The sequence below is a fragment of the Methyloversatilis sp. genome, assembly GCF_030698125.1.
In the GTDB taxonomy this organism is placed as follows: Bacteria; Pseudomonadota; Gammaproteobacteria; order Burkholderiales; family Rhodocyclaceae; genus Methyloversatilis.
In genome coordinates this window covers 24,569-43,547 of the sequence record NZ_JAUYNV010000024.1, presented here as the reverse complement: position 1 = coordinate 43,547, position 18,979 = coordinate 24,569, and the positions used below count along the sequence as shown (strand labels likewise).

Annotated in this window: 18 protein-coding genes; 11 read left to right on the top strand and 7 right to left on the bottom strand. The window is 63.2% G+C overall.

Annotated features, from left to right (window positions below; all coding sequences use genetic code 11):
* Positions 1 to 63: 63 nt before the first annotated feature.
* From gmk to Q8Q80_RS09575, 5 genes are read left to right on the top strand one after another with little or no spacing between them, the layout of a single operon-like run.
* Positions 64 to 684 (top strand): guanylate kinase, encoded by a 621-nt coding sequence (gene gmk / locus Q8Q80_RS09595; protein ID WP_305632702.1) that lies wholly within the window; start codon positions 64 to 66, stop codon positions 682 to 684.
* A 2-nt stretch (positions 685 to 686) separates the two neighbouring features.
* Positions 687 to 893, top strand: a complete 207-nt coding sequence (rpoZ, locus tag Q8Q80_RS09590; RefSeq protein WP_257082018.1) for a DNA-directed RNA polymerase subunit omega — start codon at positions 687 to 689, stop codon at positions 891 to 893.
* Positions 894 to 948: 55 nt separating this feature from the next.
* Complete coding sequence (locus Q8Q80_RS09585) at positions 949 to 3,210, top strand: bifunctional (p)ppGpp synthetase/guanosine-3',5'-bis(diphosphate) 3'-pyrophosphohydrolase (RefSeq protein WP_305632701.1); 2,262 nt, start codon at positions 949 to 951, stop codon at positions 3,208 to 3,210.
* A gap of 28 nt (positions 3,211 to 3,238) precedes the next feature.
* A complete protein-coding gene (locus Q8Q80_RS09580) occupies positions 3,239 to 3,445 on the top strand; it encodes a DUF3460 family protein (RefSeq protein WP_305632700.1) in 207 nt (68 codons plus the stop codon).
* A gap of 55 nt (positions 3,446 to 3,500) precedes the next feature.
* The gene (locus tag Q8Q80_RS09575; RefSeq protein ID WP_305632699.1) at positions 3,501 to 4,955 is read left to right on the top strand and encodes an exonuclease domain-containing protein; all 1,455 of its coding nucleotides are present in this window, start codon (positions 3,501 to 3,503) and stop codon (positions 4,953 to 4,955) included.
* A 68-nt stretch (positions 4,956 to 5,023) separates the two neighbouring features.
* Here the strand turns inward: Q8Q80_RS09575 and Q8Q80_RS09570 are convergent, their stop codons facing one another.
* The 6 genes from Q8Q80_RS09570 to Q8Q80_RS09545 all read right to left on the bottom strand — a co-directional run bounded on the left by Q8Q80_RS09570 (position 5,024) and on the right by Q8Q80_RS09545 (position 11,119).
* Positions 5,024 to 7,447 (bottom strand): EAL domain-containing protein, encoded by a 2,424-nt coding sequence (locus tag Q8Q80_RS09570; protein ID WP_305632698.1) that lies wholly within the window; start codon positions 7,445 to 7,447, stop codon positions 5,024 to 5,026.
* Positions 7,444 to 8,523 (bottom strand): sensor histidine kinase, encoded by a 1,080-nt coding sequence (locus Q8Q80_RS09565; protein ID WP_305632697.1) that lies wholly within the window; start codon positions 8,521 to 8,523, stop codon positions 7,444 to 7,446. Before Q8Q80_RS09565 ends, Q8Q80_RS09570 begins: the two co-directional genes overlap by 4 nt.
* Before the next feature lie 150 nt (positions 8,524 to 8,673).
* Positions 8,674 to 9,210, bottom strand: a complete 537-nt coding sequence (fae, locus tag Q8Q80_RS09560; RefSeq protein WP_305632696.1) for a formaldehyde-activating enzyme — start codon at positions 9,208 to 9,210, stop codon at positions 8,674 to 8,676.
* Between the two features lie 61 nt (positions 9,211 to 9,271).
* A complete protein-coding gene (locus tag Q8Q80_RS09555; RefSeq protein WP_305632695.1) occupies positions 9,272 to 9,685 on the bottom strand; it encodes an RNA-binding S4 domain-containing protein in 414 nt (137 codons plus the stop codon).
* A 4-nt stretch (positions 9,686 to 9,689) separates the two neighbouring features.
* Positions 9,690 to 10,931 carry a diaminopimelate decarboxylase gene (gene lysA, locus Q8Q80_RS09550; protein ID WP_305632694.1) on the bottom strand — a complete coding sequence of 414 codons (1,242 nt, stop codon included), beginning with the start codon at positions 10,929 to 10,931 and terminating at the stop codon, positions 9,690 to 9,692.
* On the bottom strand, positions 10,928 to 11,119 hold the full coding sequence (locus tag Q8Q80_RS09545) for a lipoprotein (protein ID WP_305632693.1): 192 nt from the start codon (positions 11,117 to 11,119) through the stop codon (positions 10,928 to 10,930). Before Q8Q80_RS09545 ends, lysA begins: the two co-directional genes overlap by 4 nt.
* Positions 11,120 to 11,134: 15 nt before the next feature.
* Here Q8Q80_RS09545 and cyaY point away from each other — a divergent pair, with 15 nt between their 5' ends.
* On the top strand, positions 11,135 to 11,455 hold the full coding sequence (gene cyaY / locus Q8Q80_RS09540) for an iron donor protein CyaY (RefSeq protein WP_305632692.1): 321 nt from the start codon (positions 11,135 to 11,137) through the stop codon (positions 11,453 to 11,455).
* On the opposite strand, the gene Q8Q80_RS09535 is transcribed toward cyaY, so the two are convergent.
* Positions 11,415 to 13,799: a penicillin-binding protein 1A gene (locus Q8Q80_RS09535; RefSeq protein WP_305632734.1), complete on the bottom strand. Its 2,385-nt coding sequence runs from the start codon at positions 13,797 to 13,799 to the stop codon at positions 11,415 to 11,417. The two genes, cyaY and Q8Q80_RS09535, sit on opposite strands and share 41 nt — an antisense overlap.
* A gap of 219 nt (positions 13,800 to 14,018) precedes the next feature.
* Here Q8Q80_RS09535 and Q8Q80_RS09530 point away from each other — a divergent pair, with 219 nt between their 5' ends.
* Genes Q8Q80_RS09530 through Q8Q80_RS09510 form a run of 5 tightly spaced genes read left to right on the top strand, consistent with a single transcriptional unit; the run spans position 14,019 to position 18,976 of the window.
* Positions 14,019 to 15,098, top strand: coding sequence for a pilus assembly protein PilM (locus Q8Q80_RS09530; RefSeq protein WP_305614644.1), 1,080 nt, complete (start codon positions 14,019 to 14,021; stop codon positions 15,096 to 15,098).
* Entirely contained in the window at positions 15,095 to 15,670 is a 576-nt protein-coding gene (locus tag Q8Q80_RS09525; protein WP_305632691.1) for a PilN domain-containing protein, read from the top strand. Before Q8Q80_RS09530 ends, Q8Q80_RS09525 begins: the two co-directional genes overlap by 4 nt.
* Positions 15,667 to 16,335: a type 4a pilus biogenesis protein PilO gene (locus Q8Q80_RS09520; RefSeq protein ID WP_305632690.1), complete on the top strand. Its 669-nt coding sequence runs from the start codon at positions 15,667 to 15,669 to the stop codon at positions 16,333 to 16,335. The genes Q8Q80_RS09525 and Q8Q80_RS09520 overlap by 4 nt, the downstream gene beginning before the upstream one ends.
* Positions 16,332 to 16,859: a pilus assembly protein PilP gene (locus Q8Q80_RS09515; protein ID WP_305632689.1), complete on the top strand. Its 528-nt coding sequence runs from the start codon at positions 16,332 to 16,334 to the stop codon at positions 16,857 to 16,859. Before Q8Q80_RS09520 ends, Q8Q80_RS09515 begins: the two co-directional genes overlap by 4 nt.
* Positions 16,856 to 18,976, top strand: a complete 2,121-nt coding sequence (locus Q8Q80_RS09510) for a type IV pilus secretin PilQ (RefSeq protein ID WP_305632688.1) — start codon at positions 16,856 to 16,858, stop codon at positions 18,974 to 18,976. Before Q8Q80_RS09515 ends, Q8Q80_RS09510 begins: the two co-directional genes overlap by 4 nt.
* Positions 18,977 to 18,979: the final 3 nt, after the last annotated feature.

Genomic DNA, 18,979 nt, shown 5'->3' with positions numbered 1-18,979 from the left:
GACCCATCATCCACGGATCGGCGCATCGCAACGATCCCGCTTACACCGAGCAACACTGCAATCATGGCAACACGCGGCCTGCTTTACATCGTCAGTGCGCCCTCGGGCGCCGGCAAGACCACTCTGGTGCGCGGTCTGCTCGAACGCGACCCTCAGATACAGCTGTCGATTTCGCACACGACGCGTGCCGCGCGCCCGGGTGAGGTGGACGGCGTGGCCTACCATTTTGTTTCAGCCGCCGTTTTCGACGCCATGCGCTCGGCGGGCGACTTTCTCGAATGGGCGCAGGTGCACGGCAATTGCTACGGAACGTCGCGCCGCTGGCTTGATGAACAGCTGTCGGCCGGCCGCGACGTGCTGCTGGAAATCGACTGGCAGGGCGCGCAGCAGGTGCGCACGCTGTTCCCGACCGCGGTCGGCATCTTCATCCTGCCGCCTTCGCTGGACGCGCTGGCAGCGCGGCTGAACGGGCGCGGACAGGATGCCGCCGACGTCATCGAGAGGCGGCTGGTCGCGGCGCGCGACGAGATACGTCATCTTCACGAATTCGATTTCGTTATAATCAATGACATACTGAATCAAGCTCAAGCTGAACTGGTGTCCGTTGTGCAGGCCGCGCGCTTGCTGACGACGAGCCAGATGGCGCGGCATCCTGAAACATTCAAATCACTGGGCATCGACTGACCATGGCACGTATCACTGTTGAAGACTGTCTCAAGCGCATCCCCAACCGTTTCCAGCTGACGCTGGCGGCCACCGTTCGTGCGCGTCAGCTCGCTGCCGGCAGCACGCCGCAGGTCGAAGCCGAGAACGACAAGCCCACCGTGGTTGCGCTGCGCGAGATCGCCGCCGGCAAGTACGGCGTCGAAATCCTGAACCGGGGTCAGGTCTGATGCGACCGGGCCTCAGGCTCTGAACTGAACCATGCGGCCGGTGGACGACATACTCATGCCCACCCCGGTCATACAGCCTGCGCCTGAAGCAGCCGTTGTCGCCCTCGGTCTGGCCGACAACGATCCCTATGCGGGCAATCCCGCCGGTCCCCACGGCGGCGATTTCGAACGCCTGATCGCATCCATTTCCGCTTATCTGCGGGAAGAAGACGTGCAGCGCGTGCGTGACGCCTATGAGCTGTCCGCCAGCGCGCATGCCGGCCAGTTCCGGATGAGCGGCGAGCCTTACGTGTCGCATCCGGTCGCGGTGGCGGAAATCCTCGCCGGCTGGCAGCTCGACAGCCAGGCGCTGTGCGCCGCGCTGCTGCACGACGTGATGGAAGATACCGACATCACGAAGGAAGAGATTGCCGAGCGCTTCGGCAAGGTGGTCGCCGAACTGGTCGATGGCGTGTCCAAGCTCGACAAGATCGAGTTCCAGTCGAAGGAAGATGCGCAGGCGGAAAACTTCCGCAAGATGCTGATGGCCATGGCGCGCGACGTGCGCGTCATCCTGATCAAGCTGGCGGACCGTACGCACAACATGCGCACGCTCGGCAGCGTGCGGCAGGACAAGCAGCGGCGCATCGCGCGCGAAACGCTCGAAATTCATGCACCGATCGCCAACCGGCTCGGCCTGCACGCGGTGTATCGCGAACTGCAGGATCTGGCCTTCCAGGCCATGTATCCGCTGCGTTATCGGGTGCTCTACCGTGCGATGAAGGCAGCGCGCGGCAACCGGCGCGAGGTGGTCGGCAAGATCACCGACGCCATCCGTACCCGCCTGCCCGAACGCGGGCTCGAAGCCGACGTGTTCGGTCGCGAAAAGAGCCTGTATTCGATCTTCCGCAAGATGCGCGACAAGCACCTGACGTTTTCGCAGGTGCTCGACATCTACGGTTTTCGCGTCGTCGTGCCGGATGTGGCCGCCTGTTACCTGACGCTGGGCGCACTGCACGCGCTGTACAAGCCGGTGCCCGGCAAATTCAAGGACTACATCGCGATCCCGAAGGCCAACGGATACCAGTCGCTGCACACCACGCTGATCGGCCCCTTCGGCACGCCGGTCGAAGTGCAGATCCGCACCTCGGAAATGCATCAGATCGCGCAGAACGGCGTGGCGTCGCACTGGCTGTACAAGGACAGCGAACAGTCACTGGATGATCTGCAGGCCAACACGCACCGCTGGTTGCAATCGCTGCTCGAACTGCAGAGTTCAGCCCCTGATTCGGCTGAATTCCTCGAACACGTGAAGATCGACCTGTTTCCGGGTGAGGTTTACGTGTTCACGCCCAAGGGCAAGATCATGTCGTTGCCGCGCGGTGCGACGGCGGTCGACTTCGCATATGCAGTCCATACCGATGTCGGCCACTGCTGCGTGGCCTGTCGCATCAATCACGAGCTGATGCCGCTGCGCAGCGAACTGAACAGCGGTGATCAGGTGGACATCATCACCGCAACGCACCCGAATCCGAATCCCGCCTGGCTGGGTTATGTGAAGACCGGCAAGGCGCGTGCGCAGATACGTCACTTCCTGAAAAACATGCAGGTCGAGGAATCGGCCCAGCTTGGCGAGCGGCTGCTGACCCAGGCGCTGCGCCAGTTCGGCGTCACGCCGGATGAAATCAGCGATGTGTCGTGGACGCACTGGCTGGAAACGGCCGATATCCGCAACCGCAAGGACGCCCTCGCCGACATTGGCCAGGGCAAAAGTTCTGCCACCTTCGTCGCGCGCAGCCTGCTTGAACTGCAGAGCGCGCGCGAGGCAGGCAGCGGTATCGAGGTGCCTGAAAGCGCGCTGCTGATCCGCGGTTCCGAAGGCATGGCGGTGCGGATCGCGCGCTGTTGTCAGCCGATACCGGGCGACCCCATCGTCGGCCAGATGCGCAAGGGCTCGGGCCTGATGATCCATGCGCACGACTGCCCGACACTGCGGCGCAACCGCAAGGAAGGCGATCAGTGGGTGGACGTCGAATGGGAGCGCGACAACAGTCGGGTGTTCGAAGTCGGCATCCGCGTCGTGTCGGCGAATCGTCCGGGCGTGCTGGCCAAGGTGGCGTTCGAGATCGCGGAATGCGGCGCCAACATCCAGAATGTCGGCATGGAAGAAGACGGCAGCCTGTACACGCAGATTCATTTCACGCTGCAGGTGAGTGATCGCGTGCATCTGGCGCGCATCATGAAGGGTTTGCGACGCGTGCCGGAAGTGGTGCGCATCAACCGGGTGCGTGCCGGTAGCGAAAAGGCCGAAGAAGGCCGCCGGGGCGCGCAGCAATAATCATCGAATTTTCTGTATGGAGTCTGAAGTGGCTGATTACGAATCGGATCACACGCGTTTCATGCGTGAGTACCTGGAAAAGAATCCGGAGCAGGTTGAAGAGCAGCGCAAGGGACGCGCGCTGTGGTGGGACAAGCCGCAGGACCTCGAAAGCCAGCGCCGCTTCAACGAAGCGAAGGTGCCGCAGAAGGCCTACCCGTATCAGACTGACCTGACGCCAGGCGAGTCGCACTGAATCCAGCGCTGAATCCGGCACTGGTTTCGTTCCTGCACACGGCCGCATCCGCCCGATGACCCTGCTCGACACGCCGCTGGCCATCGTCGATCTGGAAACGACCGGCGGCGATCCGGCGCTTGATCGCATCACCGAGGTCGGCATCGTGCTGGTGGACGGGGACCATCGTGTCGAATGGTCCAGCCTGGTCAATCCGGGCATCCCGATTCCCGGCAACATCCAGCGCTTCACCGGCATCACCGACGACATGGTGCGCCGGGCGCCCGGCTTCGCCGACATCGCGCAGCAGGTATCCATGCTGCTGCATGACCGTCTGTTCGTGGCCCACAACGCCCGCTTCGACCACGGCTTCCTGCGCAACGAGTTCGCCCGCCTGTCACTGTCCTTCACGCCGCGTGTACTGTGTTCGGTGAAATTGTCGCGCGCGCTCTACCCAGGATATCCGCGTCACGGGCTGGATGCCGTGATGGAGCGGCTCGGCCTGCGCTGCGCTGCGCGCCATCGCGCACTGGGCGACGCCCGCGTGGTCTGCGATGTGCTCGACATCGTGAAGCGCGATTTCCCGGTCGCGCAGATCGATGCGGCCATCCGCAAGTCCGGGCTCACCGCTTCGCCTGTGCCCGGCTTCGCACCGGGCGCCGTGGGAGACCCGCCGGAGGCGCCGGGTGTCTACCTCCTGTATGGCGAACCGGCTGCGCCTGGCGCCGCTGCAGACCTGTTGCCGAAAACGGCTGAAGCCCCGCTTTTCGTTGGACGCAGCCGCAATCTGCGCGCGCGCGTACTGTCTCATTTCAACGGTCCGCAGAAGGCGGGTCAGGCGGCACGCCTGGCGCGCGACACGCGGCGCGTCGAATGGACCGAAACCGCCGGCGAACTGGGCGCCCTGCTGCTTGAAGCGAAGCTCTTGAAACAGTTGCAGCCGCCGTACAACAAGCCGCCACGCGCCGTCGGTCCGGCCGTGGCGTTGCACCTGCTCGGTGGACCGGGCAACGAGGTCGCTGCCGGAGAGGCGGCGCTGGTCGTGGTTGATCTCGACCGCGTCGCGCCGCAGCAACTGAGCGGTCTGTATGGTCCGTTCCGCTCGCGCCGCGACTGCATGGCGGCCTTGCGCGAAATGGCGACGGCGTGGCAGCTGTGCCCGAAGCGCATCGGCCTGCAGGGGCACGAAAGACGTACCGCCGCCTGTGTGAATGTTCAGATCAAGCGCTGCCGTGGTGTGTGCTGCGGGCGCGAGGATGCGCGGCAGCACGATCTGCGGATGATGAGTGCGCTCGACGGGCTGCGGGTGCCGGACTGGCCGTGGCCGGGCCGGGTGGTGGTGCGCGAACGACGGCCCGGTGCGCTGCGTGGCGAGCGTCACTGGCTGTCCCATTGGTGCTATCTGGGCAGCGCCGCGGAAGAAGCGGATGCCTTGCCCGCAGGTGTCGCCGGGCGCTTCGACTACGACCATTACCGCATCCTGCGACGCCACCTGGACACACTGCCGGTCGAAGCGGTCGAGCCGGCATAGGGCGGTGCGGCTGTTGGTTTGCGCCCGACGGACTTCCTGCGCCGGCCGATCACCGGGCATCGCTGCGCTCAGTGCCGTCCGGCGAGCAGCTGGTGCAGCATGTCGAGCGGCATCGGCCGCGCAAACAGGAATCCCTGTCCTTCCGCGCAACCGAGACTGCCGAGCAGTTCGGCCTGGGTGTCCAGTTCTATGCCTTCCGCAATGGTGCTCATGCGCAGCGACCGGCCAAGCGTGAGCATGGCATCGATCATGGCGCGCGCATCGTCGCTTTCGGTCAGGTCGATGATGAAGGAGCGGTCGATCTTGATGCGGTCGATCGGCAGACCGCGCAGCACGCTCAGCGACGAATAGCCGGTGCCGAAGTCATCGATGCTTATGGATACGCCGAGTCGCTTCAACGCGACGATCATGCTGGCGCTGCGTTCGATCACCTGCAGCGTGGATTCGGTGATTTCCAGCTCCAGCGATGCAGCGGGGAAGCCGGTTTCGACCAGCACTTCGAGGACTTCGGCGACGAAGTCCTCGCGCAGGAACTGGCGTACCGATACATTCACCGCCAGCCGCATCTGCTGACCTTCGCTGTCTGCCAGCCCGACGATGTCGTGGCAGGCGCGACGCAGCACCCACAGTCCCATCGCCTCGATGATGCCGCTTTCCTCCGCCACCGGCACGAAGCGCGACGGCGGGATCATGCCCCATTCCGGATGCGGCCAGCGCACCAGCGCTTCCACGCCCACGATGCGACGGTCGATCAGGCGCAGCTGGGGCTGGTAATGCACCTGCAGCGCATCGGCATCGATGGCGCGCCGCAAGCCCTGCTCCATCTGCATGCGCTCGTGCGTGCGTTCCGACATGTCCTCGGAAAAGAACTGGAAGCGATTGCGACCCTGTGACTTGGCCGAATACATCGCGATGTCGGCTGCGCGCATCAGTACGTTGCGGTCACTCCCGTGGTCAGGAAATATCGCGATGCCTATGCTGGCCGAAATGCGGATCTGCTCCTCTCCGAGGTCGAACGGAGCACTGAGCGCATTGAGCAGCTTGAGCGCGAGGCGGGATGCCTCGTCCGGCAGGGCGCTTCCGGCCAGCACGACGAATTCGTCGCCGCCGAGACGGGCCAGCGTATCGCTGCGGCGCAATGCCGTGCGCAGGCGCTGTGCCACGGTGCGCAGAAGCTGATCACCGACGCCGTGGCCCAGCGTGTCATTCACCACCTTGAAGCTGTCCAGATCGAGAAACAGCAGGATGCAGCGCTGCTGCAGGCGACGCGCCTGTTCGATTGCCTGTTCGAAACGGTCGTCGAACAGCAGCCGGTTGGGCAAGTCGGTCAGCGTGTCGTGATGCGCCAGATGGTTCAGCTTGGCTTCGATCTGGTGGATGGCCGTGAAGTCCGATAGCGCGGTGACGAAGTGGGTGACTTCGCCGCTGTCACTGCGTACCGCACTGATGCTCTCCCACGCGGGAAAGCTGTCGCCGGACGCGCGGCGGCACTGCACCTCGCCCTGCCAGTAGCCCGTGCCCGCGGAGGCGACCAGTGCGGCGTAGAAGGCGTCGTCATGGCCGGTGCTCAGCACCCGCTCGAGGTTAAGCGCGATCACGTCACACTCCGCGTGGCCAGTAATGCGGGTGAAGGCCGAATTCACCGCAGCGATGCGCCGTTGCAGGTCGCAGATGGCGATGGCCTCCGCGGAGTTGTGGAACACCACGCTGGACTGGCGCAGGGCTGCTTCGTCGAGACGTCGTTGGGTCACATCCTGCAGGATGCCGACGATGCGCCTTTCGCTGTGCGACTCGCCGTACGCGCGGGCATGCGCCTCGAGGCTGCGTGCTCCCCCATTGCCCGCAGTCCGGAACCCGATGCGCACGGCGTCGCCGCGCTCCAGTGCCGAGTTCAGCGTTTCAGTAATGTGCGTCCGGTCGTCCGGATCGACTCGAGACAGAAAGATGTCCCAGTTTTCGTCCAGCGGCACAGGCCGGTCGCCGAACAGACCGCGCAGATGGCCATCGCCGTGCAGCTGCATCGAAGCGCCCTGCCATTCCAGTACGCCAAGCGATGCCGCGTCCAGCGCCAGCTTGAACAGCTGCTCGCTGCGTTCAACATTCGCCTCGACTTCACGTCGGGCCAGCGCCATCTGTATCGTTGCGTGCAGTTCTCGCGCCTCGCAGGGCTTTACCAGATAACCGAATGGCCGGCAGTCCAGTGCCCGCTTGAGCGTGTCATCTTCGGCGTAGGCGGTCAGGAACACCACCGGTACCCGGTAACGTGCCTGGATCTGCAGCGCTGCATCGATGCCGTCGAGAACTCCGTCCAGATGAATGTCCATCAGCACCAGATCGGGGGCCACGTCGGCGACCCGATCGACGGCCTGTTCGCCACTCGCCAGCACGGCGCCGACCCTGTAGCCGAATGACTGCAGCTGGGTCTTCAGGTCGAAGGCGATCACGCGCTCGTCTTCGACCAGCATCAGATTGACCGGGAGCGGGGCGTTCATGGCGTACCTCGTGTCGAAAGGGCTGCCGGGAAAGTGATGCGGTAATGGGCGCCGCCGCCAGGCAGTATCTGCAGCTCGCCGTGCAGCTGGTCAATCAGCAAGGGCACCAGTTGCAGGCCCAGCGACTTGACCGCTTCGAAATCGAAATCCTCCGGCAGGCCGACGCCATCGTCGCGCACCGCCAGCGTCAGCCGCTGGCCGTCGCCTGCTAACGTGATGGTGATGTCGCCGCAGCGTTGGTCCGGGAAGGCGTGCTTGAAGGCGTTGGTGACCAGCTCGTTGACCATCAGCCCGCAGGGGATGGCGCGTTCCAGATCAAGGTATACCGGCTGCGCCGGCCGTTCGAGCTGCAGTTCGACGCCGTTCGAGCCACTGCGGTAGGAGCCGCGCAGCAGCTGGGCCAGACGATCGAGGTAATCGCCGAGGTCCATGCGCGAGAAATCCTTGCGCTCGTACAACAGCTGATGGGTCAGCGCCATTGCACGCACGCGGTTCTGGCTTTCGTTCAGGATGTCGCGCACGCGCGGTTCGTCGGCGGTGTTGGCCTGCAGGTTGAGCAGGCTGATGATGACCTGAAGATTGTTTTTGACCCGGTGATGCACCTCGTTGAGCAGCACGGTCTTTTCGAGCAGTGCCTGTTCCAGTACCTGCTGTGCGCGACGTCGTTCGGTGATGTCGACAATGGACGCAAGCACCATGACGCCATTGCCTGTGTCCATCGGATTGAGACCGATTTCGACCGGGAATTCGCTTCCGTCGGCGCGGCAGGCGAACAGATCGCGTCCGCCACCCATCGGGCGCGGACTGGGCGAAGACAGGAAGCTGTGACGGAAGTCGGCGTGGTGAGCCCGCGCAGCGGAGGGGACCAGCAGGTCAACCGAGCGGCCGATCAGTTCGGCGCGCGGGTAGCCGAACAGCCTTTCCGTCTGTTCATTGACCAGAACAATCATGCCTTGGTCATTGACCAGAACCATTGCGCTCGGCGCGTACTCGACGACGCGCCGGAACGCGTCGCCGCTCATCTGCGGCATCGGCGCATTCTCGTGCCCGGTTTTGCTGTCCGCCCGAATGTCCATCGGCATTCCTCCCTGCGCCCAGCCAACAGCCGAGCTTCACTCATTCTGGATGCCGAGAGTGCTCAAAACAAGGTCGGTCTTTGAATGCTCATACCGCAAAAAAAAGCCCCTGCATCGAGCAGGGGCTTTCCGGGTAATGACAAGCTGCTATCAGGCGTCCGGGTCGTACATGCAGTGCTTGATCTTGTGGCGGTTGGCGATGAGCTCTTCCATCGTCGGCTTGCCGGTCATCGCGCGCTGGATGGCCAGCTTCATCGCTTCGTAGTTGGTGCGGTACAGATCCTTCATGTCGAGGTTGGGGTCCTTGACCGCGTTCGGGTCCAGCCACACCAGATCGATGATGACCAGTTCGTCCACCAATTCCTTCGGGATGATGCCTTCGGCAACGCTGTCGACCACGGCGTCGGCGGTGGCCGACTGCACGACGCCGCCCAGCAGTTCGACGGTGCGCGAATTCTTGATCGTCACCTTGGGCACCATCATCGTCGCCGGCTTGGCCATCTGGTTGCAGTCGCGCACGGCCAGCATGCGGGTGTGGCCGGCAGTCTGACCCATCATCTGGGCGAAGGCCTGGCCGACCGGACCGTCGATCGAACCGATGACGATTTCCGGCATGGCGTCGGTGAACTGGCCTTCCCTGGCGAAGACGGTCGCTTCACCGATCTTCATCACGATACGTTCGGACATTTCGCTTCCTTTTCGACTGATTGATAATCCGGTCGCCGCGAAACCCGTGTCGGGCTGCAGCTCATTCGCCGCGAATTCTAGCGCGCAGGCGGTCGATTTCGCGGCGCTGTGTCTTGGTCGGCCGGCCGTGCAGGCCGACCGAAGGTTCGGGCTGCAGCCGGCGCTGTTCGCGGGCTGCCTCGCGAGCGGCCATGCTTTCGGGCGTCTCTTCGTACAGCGTGCGTGCGACCTCGGCCGGTCCGCGCTTGCCCGACAGTGCCTGCACGATCACCGTGTAGCGCAGCTCGCCGGTCTGGATGTCCAGCCGGTCGCCGATGCGCACTTCGCGTGACGGTTTGGCGCGCGCCTCATTGAGCTGGATGCGGCCGGCGTCGATCGCGTCGGCCGCCAGCGTGCGTGTCTTGAAGAAACGGGCCGCCCACAGCCACTTGTCCAGCCGCAGCCGCTCTCGCGTGTCGTCGTTCGGCCCGCTCATCGCATCACGGCAGCAGGCGCTCGCCCGCGTACAGGTCTTCGATGCGCTCGCGGGCGCGGATCAGGTGGCAGGTGTCGCCATCCACCATGACTTCGGCTGCGCGTGCGCGCGTGTTGTAGTTCGAACTCATCGTCATGCCGTAGGCGCCGGCGGAAAAGATCACCACCAGATCCTCGGCTTCGACTGCCAGTTTGCGCGCGCGGCCGAGAAAGTCGCCGCTTTCGCACACCGGCCCGACCACGTCGTAGGTGTCGGGCGTGCCGCGCGGACGCACTTCTGTGATGCGGTGGAAAGCGTCGTACAGCGCCGGGCGGGCGAGGTCATTCATCGCTGCGTCGATGATGGCGAAGTTGCGGTCCTCCCCGCGCTTGAGGTACTCGACCTTCGACAGCAGCACGCCGGCGTTGCCGACCAGCGAACGACCGGGTTCGAGCAGCAGCCTTTCCTTGCGGCCGGCGAGCACGGACAGCAAGGGGGCCAGATAGTCGCGCGTGGCAGGAACCGCCTCGTCGTCGTAACGGATGCCGAGACCGCCGCCCAGATCGAGATGACGCAGTTCGATGCCGTCGCGGTTCAGTGCCTCGGCCAGTGCGACCACCTTGGCGGCCGCTTCGGCGACCGGCGCCGGATCAAGCAACTGCGAGCCGATGTGACAGGCGATGCCGCGGATGTCCAGCTGCGGCATGTTCGCCGCGGCCAGATAGAGCGCATGCGCATCGGTGATCGGCACGCCGAACTTGTTGCACTTCAGGCCGGTGGAAATGTAGGGATGCGTCTTCGGATCGACATCCGGATTGACGCGCAGCGCAATCGGGGCGCGCTTGCCAAGACTGCGGGCGACTTCAGCGAGGCGGTGGAGTTCGGGTTCCGATTCGACGTTGAAACAGTAGATGCCGTGTTCGAGCGCTGCGCGCATTTCGTCGCGTGTCTTGCCGACGCCGGAAAAGACGACCTTCGCCGGATCACCGCCAGCTGCGATGACTCGTGCCAGTTCGCCGCCGGACACGATGTCGAAGCCGGTGCCGAGCCGCGCGAACAGATTCATGATGGCAAGGTTCGAGTTCGACTTCACCGCGTAGCACAGCATGGCGTCGCGCCCGGTCAGCGCCTCGGCGTAGGCCGCATGGGCATCGGTCAGCGCTGCGCGCGAATAGACGAAGGTCGGTGTGCCGAACTCGGCGGCAATCCGTTCGAGCGGAATGGCTTCGGCAAACAGGCTGCCGTCGCGGGTTTCGAAGTGCTTCATAGTGCGGGCACCTTGCTATCATCCCTTGACGGTGCTGCCGGAGCCGGAGCCGTCTTCGGCTTGGCAGGGACTGCGGCTGCGGGTGGCCGCATCGTGTCCTTCGGCGGCAGCGTCAGGGGGCCCTTGGTGCCGCAACCTGCGAGTATCAGGGTCAGTGCGGCAATGCGCACGAGCGTGCTGGAAAACATGTCGGGTAGCCGGTAATGAACGAGAACGAATTTAACAAATTGGCCGATGCGACGCTGGCCGCGATCGAACAGGCCGTCGAACGCAGCGGCGCCGACATTGACTATGAACTGCAGGCCGGCGGCGTACTGGAACTCGAATTCGCCAACGGCTCGAAAATGGTGATCAACCGGCACGGCGTTGCCCAGGAAATCTGGGTGGCGGCGCGTTCCGGCGGTTTTCATTTCCGGCCGGAAGACGGTCGCTGGATCGGTACGCGCGACGGCGCTGAGTTGATGCAGGCACTGGAAGCCCTGCTCAGCCAGCAGGCCGGCGAGCCGGTGCGCCTGATGCCCTGAAATCCGCTGCACCGCCGAGCCCGGCAGACCCGGGAACGATGTGGCCCGAGGGCGACGGCCCGGACGGCGGCACAGGCGTCGGTGGCGCATCAGGCAGTATTTCTCCTTCCGAGGCCGGTCCTTCGGGCTCGTCGGGAATCGACTCCGGCTCGGGCGGCAGGTGCTCCTCGTACATCAGATCGGTGCGCGGATTGCCCCGCGCGTCTTCGCCGGCGTTGATGCTGATCAGACCATCGGGCAGCGGCAGGCGCTCTTCCGGAACATCTTTCAGTGCGTGGCGCATGTAGTCCACCCACATCGGCAGCGCCGCCGAACCGCCGGTTTCGCCTCGGCCGAGCGTGCGCGGCGTGTCAAAACCGAGCCACGCAACGGTCACATGTGACGGCTGATAACCGCAGAACCACGCATCGAGGTATTCGTTGGTGGTACCCGTCTTGCCGGCAAGATCGCTGCGCTTGAGCTGCAATGCGCGCGTTGCGGTGCCACGGCGCACGACGTCCTGCATCAGGCTGTCCATCAGATAGGCATTGCGCGCGTCGATCACGCGCTGTGATTCGTCATGTGGCGCGGTCGGTGTGAACTGCGCAAGCACCTTGCCGCTTCCGTCCTGTATTTCGCGCACCACGTACGGCTCGACCCGGTAGCCGCCGTTGGCGAATACCGCGTAGCCGGACGCCATCTGCCATGGCGTCACCGATCCGGCTCCGAGCGCCATCGTCAGATACGGCGGGTGACGCGCGGCGTTGAAACCGAAGCGGGTGATGTAGTCCTGCGCGTAACGCGGCCCGATCGAGCGCAACACGCGGATCGACACCATGTTCTTCGACTTGGCCAGCGCGGTTCGCAGCGAGATCGGTCCGTCGTACTTGCCGTCGTAGTTCTTGGGCTGCCAGCTCTGGCTGCCGGTTTCTCCAGCCGACACGACGAGCGGCGTATCGTACTCGACCGTCGAAGGCGAGTAGCCCTTTTCGAGTGCCGCTGAATAGATGAAGGGCTTGAAGCTCGACCCCGGCTGACGCCAGCCCTGGGTCACGTGGTTGAACTTGCTGCGGTTGAAGTCGAAGCCGCCGACCAGCGCACGCACGGCGCCATCCGCGCTGTCGATCGACACCAGTGCCGCCTCGACCTCCGGCATCTGGCCGATCACCCAGCCCAGTTTGGTATCCGGCATCACGCGCACCAGGGCGCCACGACGCAGCCGCCGTGCAGGCGGGGCCTTGTCGTCGAGCATCGAGCGGGCGAAACGGATGGCGTCGGCGCCGAGCTTGAGCACCTCGCCACCGCGTTTGTACACTTTGATCGCGGTCGGGCTGGCTTCAAGCACGACGGCCGCGTAAAGGCCCGCGGCGTCCGGCACGTCCTGCAACAGGTCATCGAGCATTTCATCGTCGTCGGCCACGATGTCCTTCAGGTCGATGAAGGCCTCGGCGCCGCGATAGCCGTGGCGGCGGTCGTAATCGAACACGCCCTTGCGCACCGCCTCGATTGCCGCCGCCTGATCCGCGCGCCGTATCGTGGTGACGACACGCAGCCCGAGTCCGTAGGCATTCTCGCCAAACTTCTCCACCGCAATCTGGCGCGCCATTTCGGCAACGAAGTCCGCACGCTGTTCGGACTGGGCACCGTCGCGGCGCACCGGCAGTTGCTGTTCGACCGCTGCCGTCCGCGTTGCGTCGTCGATGTATCCGAGGTCCCTCATGCGGCGCAGGACGTACGCCTGACGCAGCGCGGCGCGCTTGGGATTGACGACCGGGTTGTACTTCGACGGTGCCTTCGGCAGCCCGGCCAGCATTGCCGATTCCGCCACGCTAAGGTCTGCGAGGTTTTTGCCGAAATAGGCTCTGGACGCGGCAGCGAAGCCATAGGCCCGCTGCCCGAGATAGATCTGATTGATATAGAGCTCGAGTATCTGGTCTTTTGTCAGGCTGTTCTCGATTTTGAATGCGAGCAGGGCTTCATAGACTTTGCGGCGCAGGGTGCGCTCGCTGGACAGGAAGAAGTTGCGCGCCACCTGCATCGTGATGGTGCTGGCACCCTGGCTCCGTCCGCTGCTCGTCATGTTGGACAGCGCAGCACGGGCGATACCCACGTAGTCGATGCCGTAGTGCTGGTAGAAGCGCTCGTCCTCGGCGGCAATGATGGCCTGCTTGAGCGAATCGGGAACCTGGGCGATCGGAACGACCGATCGACGCTCTTCACCGAATTCGCCGATCAGATGTCCGTCGGCGCTGTAGACGCGCAGCGGGATCTTGGGCCGGTAGTCGGTGAGGATGTCGAGTGACGGCAGTTGCGGGTAGGCAAGCAGAACGACGATCAACGCAAGTGCGGCGCCGATGATCAGCATGCCGGCAAGAGCGGCCACCGGGTAGATGAACCAACGAAGGACGGGGGGCAAGAGGACGGATTTCCGGGCGGGCAACAAGCGCGAATTATAGCTGGCGGACCCGAAGAACCCCTGCCTCGCGCCTACCCAAAATTTGTTTACTTGTCGATACCTTGCTGCTAGCATCTTAATGTAAATTGTGAGTATTGGGTCTAATTCACTGTCTTAAAAGGAAAAAGCTTGGCCTTCGACCTGTCGATTTTTAACCCGGGAGCGCGCCCTTTACTGGGGTTGGACGTGTCGTCCTCGGCGGTCAAGCTGGTCGAGCTGTCGCGGACAGCGAAAGGCGAGCACCGCATCGAGCGCTATGCCACCGAAAACCTGCCGCGCGATTCGGTGGTGGATGGCAATATCGCCAAGCTCGATGAGGTGGCCGACGCGGTCCGGCGAGCGTGGAAGCGCATGGGCACGTCGACGCGCAACGTCGCGCTTGCGCTGCCTGCCGCGGCCGTCATCACCAAGAAGATCATCGTTCCGGCCAACCAGCGCGAGCAGGAGCTCGAAGTGCTGGTCGAGTCGGAAGCCAATCAGTACATCCCTTTCCAGCTCGACGAAGTGAATCTCGACTTTCAGGTGGTCGGCCCGGCACCGGGCAGTCCGGATGAAGTCGAGGTGCTGATCGCCGCGTCGCGCAAGGAAAAGGTGGAAGACCGCGTGGCCATCGCCGAAGCAGCCGGCCTGCGTGCCGTGGTCGTCGATGTCGAGTCCTACGCCGCACAGGCGGCGTTCGAACTGGTCGAGAAGCAGTTGCCGGACGGCGGCAAGGACACCAACATCGTTCTGGTCGATGTCGGCGCCAACGTGATGAACGTGATCATCCTGCGCAACGACCAGCCGGTCTATTCCCGCGAACAGGCATTCGGCGGCTACCAGCTGACCCAGGACATCATGCGCAACTACGGCATGAGCCCCGAAGAAGCCGAGGCGGCAAAGCGCACCAACACGCTGCCGGAAAACTTCGAAAACGACCTGCTGCGCCCCTTCATGGACAACCTCGCGCTCGAAGTGTCGCGCGCGCTGCAGTTCTTCTTCACCTCGACGCAGTACAACAGCGTCGACCACATCGTGCTCGCTGGCGGCTGTGCCGTCATTCCGGGGCTCGATGAAGTGGTGGCCAACCGCACGCAGGTGGAAACCCGCATCGCCAATCCGTTTGTCGACATGCAGCTTTCTTCTGCGGTGACGGCAAAGCGCCTGAGTCAGGATGCGCCGTCGCTGCTTGTTGCCTGCGGCCTCGCATTGAGGAGGTTCGACGCATGATACGGATCAACCTGCTTCCTCATCGCGAGGAAAAGCGCAAGGCAAGACGCCAGCAGTTCGTGGCGTTTTCCGGTGCGACACTGCTGTTCGGCGCACTCATCGTCGGTCTGGTGAATGGCGTCATCAACGGTTACGTATCGGCGCAGGACGAAAAGAACGCCTTCCTCAAGACCGAGATTGCGGTGCTCGACAAGTCGATCGACGAAATCAAGCGTCTGCGCGAGCAGACCGACGCGCTGATCCAGCGCAAGCAGGTCATCGAGTCCTTGCAGGGCAACCGGTCCGAAGCGGTCGGCCTGTTCAACGAACTCGCCAAGAATGTGCCGGAAGGTGTGTACATCCGGAAGGTGTCGCAGCAAGGCGGAAAGATCAACCTGATCGGTTACGCGCAATCGAATGCCCGCGTGTCGAGCCTGATGCGCAACCTCGAATCGTCGCCCCTGCTCGAGCGGCCGACGCTGGTGGAAATCAAGGGGTCGAGCGTCGACAAGCGTCGCATGAACGAATTCAACCTTGATCTGTACATCACGCGGGTCGCGGACGAAACCGTCGCCAAAGGCAGGAAGACATGAAGGACATCCAGCTTCCGAAGATTGATTTCACACGCATCGGGGATGATTTCAGGAACCTCGATCCGAAGGATGTCGGCAACTGGGCGATCCTGCCAAAACTGGCCGTGCTGCTCGGCCTGCTGATCGCGGCAGTCGCGGCCGGCTGGTGGTTCCTGTGGGAACCGCTGATGGTGGAACTCGAGCAGAAGCGCGCTGAAGAAGAGACGCTGAAGGCGCAATGGCTGCAGAAAAAGGGCGAAGCGGTCAATCTCGAACAGTATCAGCAGCAGCTGAGCGATATCGACCGGTCCTTCGGGGCCCTGCTGAAGCAGTTGCCGAACAAGGCGGAAATGGAATCGCTGCTGGTGGACATCAGTCAGGCCGGGCTGAGCCGTGGCCTGCAGTTCGAAATCTGGCGTCCGGGCAGCGAAGCAGTCAAGGATTTCTACGCCGAGCTTCCGATCACGCTGCGGGTGACCGGCGGCTATCACGATCTCGGCAGTTTCGCGGGTGACGTGGCCAAGCTGTCGCGCATCGTGACGATCGGCTCGATCGGCATCGAATCAGGCAAGGATGGATTGCTGAAGATGGATGCGGTGGCGACCACTTACCGCTACCTGGACGAAGAAGAGCTGGCCCGCGTGAAACGCGAAAAGGCAGAGCGCGAAAAGGGGAACAAGAAGTGAAGCGCGCATTGACCCTCGCCATGCTGTGCAGCGGCCTGGTGGCCTGCGGTTCGGAGGACCATCAGGACCTGCGCGCATGGATGGAACAGAGCACGCAGGGGCTGAAGGGGCAGGTCAAGCCACTGCCTGAAATAAAGCCTTCGACCATCGTGGCCTATGAAACCGGATCGCTGATCGATCCGTTCAGCCAGGCCAAGATCGAACCCGAGCGGAAGAAGGGCGGTGGCGGTGGCGGTGTGGGCCCGGATCTGGATCGCCGCAAGGAGCCGCTCGAACAATACCCGCTCGATTCGCTTGCCATGGTCGGCGTGCTGCAGCAAGGCAAGACCGCGTATGCGTTGATCAAGGCCGACACGACATTGCACCGTGTCAGGTCAGGGAATTACATGGGTCAGAATTTCGGTGTCATCACGGCCGTTGCGGATGACGGCATCACCCTCAAGGAAATCGTTCAGGACGCGGACGGCGAATGGGTCGAACGTACCAGTACGCTCCAGTTGCTGGAGCAGGAGACAAACAAATGAATTTCGTCCGCAAGATCGCATGCCTGATCGTGGCCCTTGGCGCAGGCCTGATACCCGTCGCGGCGTTTGCCCAGAGCCAGCCCAACAGCATCGAATCCATTCTGGTGTCGCAGCAAGGCGGCGAGGTGCTGATCAAGGTCACCACCAAAACCGAACTGCCTGCGGTGCCGGCCAACTTCAGCGTCGCATCGCCCGCGCGCGTGGCGTTCGATTTCCCGGCTACCGGCAATGCCGTGGGGCGCAACTCGCAGACCGTCAACGAAGCGCATCTGCGCAGCTACAACATTGTCGAAGTCGGTGATCGCACGCGTCTCGTTTTGAATCTGAACAAGCTGTCGCCGTTCCATTCCCGGATTTCCGGGCGTGATCTCTACATCAGTCTCGCGATGCCGGCCAGTTCCGAGGCGGTTGCCCAGTCTGACAACGTGTCGCGCTTTGCCGAGCCAGGTGTGTCGCAGGACGGGCAGACGCTGCGCAACGTCGGTTTCCGTCGTGGCAAGGATGGCGAAGGCCGTGTCGTGGTCGAACTGTCCGACCCGAATACCGGCATCGATATCCGTCAGCAAGGTTCAAAGCTGGTGGTCGAGTTCCTGCGCGCTTCGGTGGCCGACGAATTCCTGAAGCGCTACGACGTGACCGATTTCGGAACACCGATCACCCAGATGGAAGTCGTGCGTTCCGGCGCCAATACGCGCCTCACCGTAACGCCGACGGGTCTGTGGGAGCACAACGCCTACCAGAGCGAGAATCAGTTCATCCTCGAAGTGAAGCGTCTGGTTGAAGACCCGAACAAGCTGGTTCAGGGCAGCAAGCCTGGCTACCAGGGTGAGAAGCTGTCGCTGAACTTCCAGAACATCGACGTCCGTTCGGTGCTTCAGGTGATTGCCGACTTCACCGACAACAACATCATCACTTCCGACACCGTCGGCGGCTCACTCACGCTGCGGCTCAAGGATGTCCCGTGGGATCAGGCGCTCGACATCATTCTCGACGCCAAGGGCCTGGACAAGCGCAAGACCGGCAACGTGATCTGGATCGCGCCGCGCGATGAGCTGGCCGCCAAGGAAAAGCTGGCGCTGGAGAGCCAGCAGCAGGTCAGCGAACTCGAGCCGCTGCGCACCGAAACCTTCCAGCTGAATTATCACAAGGCGGATGTTCTTCACAAAGCCATCACCGATGACAAGGACAAGCGATTCCTGTCCAAGCGCGGTTCGATCGTGATGGACGTGCGGACGAACAAGCTGATCGTGACCGACATCCCCAGCCGCCTTGAAGACATCCGCCGCATCCTGAGCGAACTCGACATCGCGACGCGTCAGGTGCTGATCGAGGCGCGCATCGTCGAAGCCAATGAAGACTTCGCGAAGAACCTGGGTGCGCGACTGGGTCTGAACCAGGCGCAGTCGGGCTCGGTGCAACTTGGTCGGGCCGGTTTGAACATCGGTGGTTCGTCTCTGGCGACCGGCTTCCAGACCGGTCAGGTACAGACCCAGCCCAACTTCGCCACGGATTCGCTCGGGGTCAATCTTCGTGCGTCGAACATCAGCGGCCGCTCTCCCGGCCAGCTGTCTTTTGTACTGTTCAATTCGGCCGCGACGCGCTTCCTGAACCTTGAATTGTCCGCCCTCGAACAGGACGGCAAGGGCAAGGTGATTTCGAGTCCGCGTGTCATGACCTCGGACCAGAACGAGGCGCTGATCGAACAGGGTGTCGAAATTCCGTACCAGCAGGCCACCAGCTCCGGTGCGACCAGCATTTCCTTCCGCAAGGCCAACCTGATGTTGAAGGTGAAGCCGCAGATCACGCCGGACGGACGCGTACAGATGGCACTCGACATCAACAAGGACACGCCGAACACGCAGTTGGCGACCGGCGCCGGCGTCGCGATCGACACCAAGCACGTCAAGACCGATGTGCTGGTCGAAAACGGCGGCACGGTGGTGATCGGCGGTATCTACACCCAGGAAGAGCGCCGTAGCCAGACCCGCGTACCCTTCCTCGGCGACCTGCCGTACGTCGGCTTCCTGTTCCGCAACACGGAAACCCGCGACAACCGCGCAGAGTTGCTCATCTTCGTGACGCCGCGCATCGTCAGCGACAACCTCACGCTGCGCTGACCC

Excerpts from the sequence above, each read along its gene's own strand:
- fae (WP_305632696.1), bottom strand. The coding sequence starts at position 9,210 with ATGTCCGAACGTATCGTGATGAAGATCGGTGAAGCGACCGTCTTCGCC.
- Q8Q80_RS09525 (WP_305632691.1), top strand. The coding sequence starts at position 15,095 with ATGATACGGATCAACCTGCTTCCTCATCGCGAGGAAAAGCGCAAGGCA.
- Q8Q80_RS09565 (WP_305632697.1), bottom strand. The coding sequence starts at position 8,523 with ATGGACATTCGGGCGGACAGCAAAACCGGGCACGAGAATGCGCCGATG.
- Q8Q80_RS09575 (WP_305632699.1), top strand. The coding sequence starts at position 3,501 with ATGACCCTGCTCGACACGCCGCTGGCCATCGTCGATCTGGAAACGACC.
- lysA (WP_305632694.1), bottom strand. The coding sequence starts at position 10,931 with ATGAAGCACTTCGAAACCCGCGACGGCAGCCTGTTTGCCGAAGCCATT.
- Q8Q80_RS09545 (WP_305632693.1), bottom strand. The coding sequence starts at position 11,119 with ATGTTTTCCAGCACGCTCGTGCGCATTGCCGCACTGACCCTGATACTC.
- cyaY (WP_305632692.1), top strand. The coding sequence starts at position 11,135 with ATGAACGAGAACGAATTTAACAAATTGGCCGATGCGACGCTGGCCGCG.
- Q8Q80_RS09570 (WP_305632698.1), bottom strand. The coding sequence starts at position 7,447 with ATGAACGCCCCGCTCCCGGTCAATCTGATGCTGGTCGAAGACGAGCGC.
- rpoZ (WP_257082018.1), top strand. The coding sequence starts at position 687 with ATGGCACGTATCACTGTTGAAGACTGTCTCAAGCGCATCCCCAACCGT.
- gmk (WP_305632702.1), top strand. The coding sequence starts at position 64 with ATGGCAACACGCGGCCTGCTTTACATCGTCAGTGCGCCCTCGGGCGCC.
- Q8Q80_RS09585 (WP_305632701.1), top strand. The coding sequence starts at position 949 with ATGCCCACCCCGGTCATACAGCCTGCGCCTGAAGCAGCCGTTGTCGCC.
- Q8Q80_RS09510 (WP_305632688.1), top strand. The coding sequence starts at position 16,856 with ATGAATTTCGTCCGCAAGATCGCATGCCTGATCGTGGCCCTTGGCGCA.
- Q8Q80_RS09555 (WP_305632695.1), bottom strand. The coding sequence starts at position 9,685 with ATGAGCGGGCCGAACGACGACACGCGAGAGCGGCTGCGGCTGGACAAG.
- Q8Q80_RS09535 (WP_305632734.1), bottom strand. The coding sequence starts at position 13,799 with ATGCTGATCATCGGCGCCGCACTTGCGTTGATCGTCGTTCTGCTTGCC.
- Q8Q80_RS09520 (WP_305632690.1), top strand. The coding sequence starts at position 15,667 with ATGAAGGACATCCAGCTTCCGAAGATTGATTTCACACGCATCGGGGAT.